The 8110-nt window shown below is 35.1% G+C and carries 9 protein-coding genes and 3 pseudogenes; 6 read left to right on the top strand and 6 right to left on the bottom strand.

Going from position 1 to position 8110, the window contains the following annotated elements; genetic code table 11:
* The 5 genes and pseudogenes from KA909_RS07770 to KA909_RS13840 all read left to right on the top strand — a co-directional run.
* On the top strand, positions 1-1283 hold a 1283-nt coding region (locus KA909_RS07770), incomplete at its 5' end, for a hypothetical protein (RefSeq protein WP_194376798.1).
* Positions 1284-1301: 18 nt separating this feature from the next.
* Positions 1302-1445 (top strand): hypothetical protein, encoded by a 144-nt coding sequence (locus KA909_RS07765; RefSeq protein ID WP_193839970.1) that lies wholly within the window; start codon positions 1302-1304, stop codon positions 1443-1445.
* A pseudogene (locus KA909_RS07760) lies at positions 1406-1675 on the top strand (site-specific integrase); the annotation flags it as partial. The gene KA909_RS07765 and the pseudogene KA909_RS07760, both read left to right, overlap by 40 nt.
* A gap of 536 nt (positions 1676-2211) precedes the next feature.
* Positions 2212-2508, top strand: a complete 297-nt coding sequence (locus KA909_RS13845) for a Dps family protein (protein ID WP_481906430.1) — start codon at positions 2212-2214, stop codon at positions 2506-2508.
* Positions 2472-2678, top strand: a complete 207-nt coding sequence (locus KA909_RS13840) for a ferritin-like domain-containing protein (RefSeq protein ID WP_481906431.1) — start codon at positions 2472-2474, stop codon at positions 2676-2678. Before KA909_RS13845 ends, KA909_RS13840 begins: the two co-directional genes overlap by 37 nt.
* 41 nt (positions 2679-2719) lie before the next feature.
* On the opposite strand, the pseudogene KA909_RS07750 reads toward KA909_RS13840, so the two are convergent.
* The 4 genes and pseudogenes from KA909_RS07750 to KA909_RS07735 form a co-directional block, all read right to left on the bottom strand.
* Positions 2720-2809 (bottom strand): annotated as a pseudogene (locus KA909_RS07750) (IS30 family transposase); the annotation flags it as partial.
* Positions 2810-2966: 157 nt separating this feature from the next.
* The gene (gene tet(M), locus KA909_RS07745) at positions 2967-4886 is read right to left on the bottom strand and encodes a tetracycline resistance ribosomal protection protein Tet(M) (RefSeq protein WP_210130090.1); all 1920 of its coding nucleotides are present in this window, start codon (positions 4884-4886) and stop codon (positions 2967-2969) included.
* 15 nt (positions 4887-4901) lie between these two features.
* Positions 4902-4988, bottom strand: coding sequence for a tetracycline resistance determinant leader peptide (locus KA909_RS07740; RefSeq protein WP_011058339.1), 87 nt, complete (start codon positions 4986-4988; stop codon positions 4902-4904).
* Positions 4989-5262: 274 nt separating this feature from the next.
* Positions 5263-5910, bottom strand: a pseudogene (locus KA909_RS07735) (conjugal transfer protein); the annotation flags it as partial.
* 111 nt (positions 5911-6021) lie between these two features.
* Here KA909_RS07735 and KA909_RS07730 point away from each other — a divergent pair.
* A complete protein-coding gene (locus tag KA909_RS07730; protein WP_002328814.1) occupies positions 6022-7197 on the top strand; it encodes an IS256-like element IS1310 family transposase in 1176 nt (391 codons plus the stop codon).
* 54 nt (positions 7198-7251) lie between these two features.
* Here the strand turns inward: KA909_RS07730 and KA909_RS07725 are convergent, their stop codons facing one another.
* Both KA909_RS07725 and KA909_RS07720 read right to left on the bottom strand, forming a co-directional pair.
* The gene (locus KA909_RS07725; protein ID WP_204194354.1) at positions 7252-7644 is read right to left on the bottom strand and encodes a DEAD/DEAH box helicase family protein; all 393 of its coding nucleotides are present in this window, start codon (positions 7642-7644) and stop codon (positions 7252-7254) included.
* Positions 7641-8045, bottom strand: coding sequence for a hypothetical protein (locus tag KA909_RS07720; protein WP_194378052.1), 405 nt, complete (start codon positions 8043-8045; stop codon positions 7641-7643). The genes KA909_RS07725 and KA909_RS07720 overlap by 4 nt, the downstream gene beginning before the upstream one ends.
* Positions 8046-8110: the final 65 nt, after the last annotated feature.

Below are 8110 nucleotides of genomic sequence, written 5' to 3'. Positions count from 1 at the left end.
TTCAACTTTGCAACAGAACCCAAAAATTAAATTTAGATGATTATTTTAAAGATTTACAACAATCACTTGTAGGCATTAAAGAACGTTTGAGTAATGCATTTACAAGTGATTTTATTATGCAGCAAGTTAATGGCGTGAAAAACTTCTTTAATGACCATGCTATTAATCCTGAAACAATTAAAAATAACATCAAAGATTTAGTAACATGGAACAAAGAAAGTGCTACAGTTGAAAATTTAACTTCAACATTTGATAAAGTAAGAGATTTTTTCTCAAAAGAACAACAACAAGTATCAGCATTATCACAAGAACAAAAGCAACCATCATTAAGTAATCAATTTACTGATTTAAAAGATATGATGACTAATAGTTATGAAACGATTAATAGAAGTGCTGACATACAAGGACTTAGAAACTACGAACAAGTAGCAAGGCTTGAAATCATCAATCAAAAACTAGCCTTACAGCCTGATGTTGATAAAACAGAACCAAATTATAATGTTGAATCTATCAGTCAAAACATATCGCTAAATAGTGATGAAAATAAAGGGAATACGATTGATTTATATAATTATCTTAAAGACGCACAAAATGTTTTATCATATAGTGACCCTTATAGTGCTGATAATGATATTAATAAACTACAATTAGAACAATTCACACTACAAGCGATACAAACAATTGAAGAACAAATTAGTCCAAAAGAATTAAATGAAAGTAGAATTAATCATTTGGCAGAAACAAACACTAAACCTTATCAAAACAGTGTTATTGATAGTTACATTAAAGATATTAATAGCATTGAAAAAAGTTTACCTGAACAAGCTAAAGTACAAATTCAAGAATCTGAAAAATTAGAATTAGAACAAAATAATACGATTAAAGAAGCCTATGATATTCAAGAAACAGAAGTATTTCAAACATTAAATGAAAAAAGTGAATATAAAGATTTAATGCAGAATGATAATGATAAACAAGTTGAAGCTGAATTATTAGATGTAGATGGTGATAAAGTAATCGTTGAAGTAGGTACAGAACAATATGCACTTACATTAAACGAAGAAGATACGCAAAAAATACAAAATAATCAAGATGCGTTTACATTCAACTTTAATACAGATACTAATGAATTTAATTATGAAATAGACGAAGATGCAATTTCAGAAAACACATATGAAGTAGATAACGAAAAAAAGTCACATACCCCTGAACAATATGAAGAACCTGATCCATTACCACCTGAATATATTGAACAAGCAGAAAATGATGAATTTGAAAGATAAAAAAAGGAGGTTATCACAGTGACTACCGTCATATTCGCAGAAAAACCATCACAAGCACGTGACTATGCTAATGCACTTGGCATAAAAAAGAAGCATAAAGATTATATTGAAATTCAAGATAGCGATATTATGGGTTACGGCATTCTCATGCTTCCTTGTTAATCAGTATGGGAGAAAATCCACTTATCATTAAAGATCGTCTAGGACACGAAGATATTGAGACGACTTTAGGAACGTATGGACATCTTTATCCTAACAGTAATTTCGAGGTAGCTAACAAATTAAATGGAGCCATTTCCTTTAAAGAAGCAAAACAAAATTATGATACTTCACCAAAGAATCAATTTACTGTAGACTACTTGCGAAACAAAGAAATGAAAAAAGTGCAATAAAAGTGCAGTAAAAAGATAAGAAGAGCCAGAAACCCTTGGTATAAGAGGATTTCTAGCTCTCCTACAACTACTCCATTTCAATAAATACTGTCCATTATCTAGTATAGACCCTATATATTCATAGCCCCTTTCTGTTTGGTGTTAAAGTATTAGTCATCGATGTCATGCACTATCTTGTTTAGCTCCGTTTTGATGGAACTGGAAATATTTTCTAAATTGAAATGATTATATATTTCTTTATCCTTAAGCATCCTTTTTTGTGCCTTATTTAATTTACACTCATTGTTACCCACTACCCATTCATCCTTTCTACGTATAAAGGGGTTTGCGCACTTTCCTTTAACGCGTTTTGAACATCTTCATAAGGTAAATAAAATTCAATTGTAGATTAATTTTACAATCTTCCATATAACGTCTCCATCTTTTCAAAACGACTTAATTCTACGGGCTATAAATAACTTAATTTGCCAGTGTATAACGTTTCAGATTAAGCTACCACTAAGTTATAATAACCATATCGAAAGGAGACCAATCTAATGAAATATACGAAAACCAAAGCAGTATTAAATCAACTCGTTGCCGATTTGAGCCAGATGTCAATGATTATCCATCAGACGCATTGGTACATGCGTGGACCCAACTTTTTGAAGTTGCACCCCTTGATGGATGAGTTCATGGAAGAAATTGACAGCCAACTCGATGTCATTTCTGAACGGCTGATTGCGCTTGATGGCAGTCCTTACTCCACCTTAAAAGAAATGGCCGAAAACACTAAGATTCAAGACTGGCCTGGTGAATGGACAAAACAACCCCAGAACGCCTCGCACACTTAGTTGATGGCTATCGTTACTTGGAAGACCTTTACCAACACGGCATTGAAGTATCCGATGTTGAAAAAGACTTCAGTACCCAAGATATTTTCATTGGTCTCAAAACCGCAATTGAGAAGAAAATCTGGATGATTCAGGCAGAGCTTGGGTCGGCGCCGGAAATTGATGAATAAAATAATATTAAAAAATCGGTAGACTTATGGTAGATTTTAAAATTAATCCGAACGCCCATTTGGATATTGGACAGCCCTAGTTCACAAAAGGTTTCGATTTTAATTCGTTCGGAATAGGTTATACTAGACAAAAGATCAGCTCCTAAAAGATGGGTTTGTGGTAAACACCATTTTAAAGGAAGCTGATCTTTTTTGTCCGAACAGCGTTCGGATTAATTCAAATCTTTATTAAAAAATATTTCATCTTATTTAACAAGAAACCATATTTATATAACAACATAAAATACACTAAGTTATTTTATTGAACATATATCGTACTTTATCTATCCGACTATTTGGACGACGGGGCTGGCAAACAGGTTCACCGGTAGTAACATGGTACCCTTTTAACTCTGTTAAACAAACACTACGTCCATTTGTAAAGAAAGTTAAATCACTACGATATTCTTGAATACACCGAGCAGGGATTTCTCCACTAAGAATGACCTCATTATTTTTCAATTGAGTGTCTACGATGTTCGCACAATATTTAGGAGCATCGTTGTATGCTCGTGAAAGATAGTCCTGTGGCGCATAAATTTTAAAACTAAGATATGGCTCTAACAATTCTGTTCCAGCTTTTTTTAAGACTTGTTCCAATACAATAGGAGCAAGCATCCGAAAATCTGCTGGGGTACTAACAGGGCTATAGTATAAGCCATACTTAAAACAGATTTTACAATCCGTCACATTCCAACCATATAATCCTTGTTCGCAACCATAGCGTATCCCTTCCATAACTGCATTTTGAAATGATTGATTTAAGTATCCAAGAGAAACCGAGCTCTCATACTGCATTCCACTTCCCAACGGAAGCGGTGATACAGATAAACCAATGGAAGCCCAGAAAGGATTTGGCGGCACTTCGATGTGAATGGTATATTCTGCATTTTTTAACGGTCTCTCCATATAAATGACTGTAGGCTCTTTTAGTTCTATCTCCACATGATACTTTTCTTGCAACAGTGCACTAATCACTTCCATTTGTACTTTCCCTAAGAAAGAAAGTATAATTTCATGTGTCGTAGAATCCACGTAATATCGTAGAAGCGGATCACTATCTGAGATTTCCAAAAGGGCATCAAGCAACATTTCTCTCTGTTCAGGTTTACTCGGTTCAACAGTTGTTTGTAGTAGAGGGTGCGGATTTTCAATCTTTTTTCTCTGTGGCAATAGTTTTGTATCTCCAAGAACACTATTTAACTTCAAAAACTCATTTTGCAAAATAACAATTTCTCCAGAATAAGCTCTATCAATCTTACATAATTCACCATTTATTGAAGTATACATTTCTGTAACTTTTATTTTTTCTTTTTCTGATACTCTAACCGAATCTCGTAAATGTAGTACTCCACTATAAAGGCGTATATATGCAAGACGTTGTCTTTTTTTTGTATATTCAATTTTGAAAACATTTCCGCAAAGTTCAGACGGACCTCGATGTGTTGATGAATAAAATTTATTCGTAATCACTTCTATAAGGTTATCAATCCCTATATTGTTTTTTGCACTTCCGTGATAAACAGGGAACAGGGAACAATTATGAAATCTTATGCTTTCCTCTTGTTCGAGTTCCAATGCTTCTAATGATTTACCGGACATATATTTCTCTAAAAGGTCATCGTTTCCCTCTATTACCGTATCCCATTGTTCAGATTCGGTAAAGTTCGTCACACACATATTAGGATACAGTTCTACCTTCTGTTTGATTACAATTTCGGCAGAAAGTTTCTCTTTAATATCCTGATAAACCGTTGATAAATCAATTCCATTTTGGTCAATCTTATTGATAAAAAAGATTGTGGGAATCCCCATTTTCCTAAGTGCATGAAATAATATACGAGTTTGTGCTTGTACGCCATCTTTTGCAGAAATCAGTAGAATTGCCCCATCTAAAACTGATAATGAACGATATACTTCTGCTAAGAAATCCATATGTCCTGGCGTGTCTATGATGTTCACCTTCGTATTTTCCCACTGAAAAGAGGTTATTCCTGTCTGAATTGTAATTCCTCTCTGACGTTCTAAAAGCGTATTATCCGTCCTCGTTGTACCTTTGTCCACGCTTCCTAATTCTGTAATCGCTCCACTGTTATATAATAAGCTTTCTGTTAAGGTAGTTTTTCCTGCATCAACATGAGCTAAAACTCCAATATTAATAATTTTCATGTGATTTTCCTCCATTCAAAAACCCAAAAGGGCATAAAAATCCCAGTGATAAATACTTTTATCACTGGGATTTTTATGCATAACCATAGGTATACAAAGCATACAGATATTCTCTGGATACTTTAGAATCACATGATAAAGGTATTCTTAAACTGGGTACAAAAAACTAAGCCCTCCTAAAAAAGGACATCTAATTATTTGTTCCTGCTATCAAATTGACAGTTTATTTAAGAATACCTTGCCGCATATTTATTAACTCCTTTTAAATAGTCACTTAAATAATAGCACGTAAGAGCATATTTGTAAAGGAATCTCCAATTTTTTATCAAAAAGAGTACATGATTACAAAGTATCTGTAATCATGTACCAATATTTGTTATTTTACAATCTTCCAATTATCTTGTTTTTCTAATATCAACTCAAATTGCGAGATTTGGGTTGCCTTTGTTTCTTGATCTAAATATTTCACAGCGACATTCACGATTACTTGGTTATCTTTTCTGGTAAAGATAGGATTCACCAATTCCTCGAAAACATATTCCTTGTTAATCATAGGTAACACATGATTACTTACATAGTAAGTCAATTCTTTTTCTGTGGCGGTAGGATAGAGCTGGAAGAACGTTTCTAAAAAGCTAATGATTTCGTCCATCGTTTCTGTATCTACTGTATGGTCACTTTCTAGCTGTTTGGGTTGGTAGTCCGATTTTTGAGGTTTCTTACTCATTGTCGGATTTTTGATAATAACCATATTATCTGATTCATCTATATGGACAACCACATGAAAGCTAGACGATATAGTTTCCTTGTCTTTGTCTTCGGTAATAACTTGTTCAACAGAAAACAGTACCTCAAAGGTGTTCTCATTCACTTGAGAAACCTGCCACACCTGTATATCGTTCACACTAGAACTAGTAGGAATATCCTTACGAATCATTTCTTCATTTAATACCTGCAATTCTTCCGTCAAATAATGGGTCAATTTCTCATTTCGTTTATCAATGGCTTCTTGGGATTGGAGAGCGTAAAATATCTTGTGTAAACGCACAAAAGATTTCTAAATTGTATAGAAATAGGGAATGCCTTCCCTTATGATATTTAGTAACCACAGAAAACATCACAGGAGGCATTCCCCATGAATGAACTTACCACAGAAATTATCGCTGCACTAGCCCAAAAACAAGATTTGGACGAAGTTTTTCGTCACCACCTTGAAATCGCCATCAACCAGCTGCTTCAAACTGAATTGGCAGAGTTTTTGGGTTACGAACGCTACTCATACGCTGGGATTAACACTGGTAATAACCGCAACGGCAGTTATGAGCGCTCGTTTGATACGAAGTACGGCCAACTTAACTTAACCATTCCTCGAGATCGCAATGGCCGGTTTGAAAATCATACCTTGCCAGCCTACGGTCGGCACAGTGATAATTTAGAAACAACGGTTATTCAGTTGTATACCAAGGGAATTACCACTGCTGAAATTGCCGAACTCATTGAGAATATGTACGGTGCTCACTACTCCAAAGCCACGGTTTCCAACATGACTAAAGCCGTCAATGAACAGGTTCAAGCTTTCCAGCAACGTCGACTGGCTTCACAATATGCGGCTATCTTCTTAGATGCCACTTACTTGCCGTTAAAGCGGGATACCGTTCAAAAAGAAGCGGTTCATATTGCGATTGGCATTCGTCCAGATGGTACGAAAGAAGTGCTGAACTACCAAGTGGCGCCGACGGAATCAACTGGGATCTGGACTGAATTACTGGGAACCCTGATTAAGCAAGGTGTCAAAGATGTGCTGTTGTTTGTGGCCGATGGGTTAGTTGGTTTGGATGAAGGTTTAAATCGGCATTTTCCCAAAGCTAAACGACAACGTTGCCTGGTTCATGTTGGGCGTAATTTGATAAACAAAGTTCGGGTGAAAGACCGTAAGGCCGTGATCAATGACTTTAAACAAGTTCATTGGGCTGCCAATCGTGAAGCAGCCGAACTGAAACTGAATGAGTTCGCCAACAACTGGCATCGTACCTATCCCAAGTTAATCAAAGATCTGCTTAAAATGCCGAATCTGCTCACTTTCATGGACTTTCCACCAGCCATTCGGCAATCACTCTACTCCACTAACTTGATTGAGAACTTTAACAAGCATCTCAAGCGCACCACCCACCGCAAAGAACAATTTCCAACGGAAGATTCACTGGATCGATTCCTGGTTTCTCAGTTTAATGCTTATAACGAGAAGTCTCTGAAGCGGATCCACCGAGGCTTTAAAGGACTCCAGGACACCTTGGAAGCATCATTTATTTGAGTTAGTTACATATTATATGTACGAAGGCATTTCATTTACACAAGATTCTTGACGCTACCTTTTATCAACTAGGTTATCGTGTTCACTGTCTGTTAACATTGCTTTAGATTTTTTCCCGACCACTCGTTCATAGTTGATAAAGGTTGCTGAACCGATACCAAAGCCATTATTTAATGCGTCATCAACAGATTGTGCCTGAATACTTGAAAAATTATTAGCTTTGTCCTTTGACTGTTCTTCCAGTTCGCCTGCACCAGGAGTGAACCAAATAAATGCTACATCATCTGCCGTTGATTTTATATACTCTTCAATCCATGACAGAAGTATGATAGTTTTTCCAGCTCCGGTAGGGGCCTTTATTGTTAGTTCATTAACTTTATATTCAGGTGCTGTGAATTCTAATAACTTATTTACTGCATTTTGCTGAAATTCTTTTAATTTTATCATCTACTCCATAGCTCCTTACCAAAAAAGTAATCTGGGATTTCTTGAATAGTTATCTTTAAATCTTTAATGATCTTGTTTTGTTTCGTGTCAAAAAAAACATCAGGGTGTATGAATACAGTTGAATTTCTTTTAAGGTTATTGTTTTTAATCAAAGAGTCTAATTGACTTTCACTTAATACAATTTGAACCTTGGGATTTGTGATATCTATTGAAAATTCAAGTTCAACTAGTGGGGTAATGAATTTCAGCAATTCATACTCAAGTGATTCATCTGGAAATTCATTTTTATTAACAAATTCTGTCTTAAAATATTTTAAGTTCATTTTGTTTTTTGAAACTAAAGCTTCTTTCTCAACTTCTCCTGTAAGTGCAAGTGTTTGGTCATGTAACTCTAGCTTCATTTTTGAATAACTATTTTGGTTCTGTTGCAAAGTTGAATTTATAGTATAATTTTAACAAAAAGGAG

This window comes from Staphylococcus sp. GDX8P54P (assembly GCF_017893165.1).
Lineage (GTDB): Bacteria > Bacillota > Bacilli > Staphylococcales > Staphylococcaceae > Staphylococcus > Staphylococcus borealis.
The sequence above is the reverse complement of the archived record's forward strand: the minus strand, read 5'-3'. Positions and strand labels throughout refer to the sequence as shown.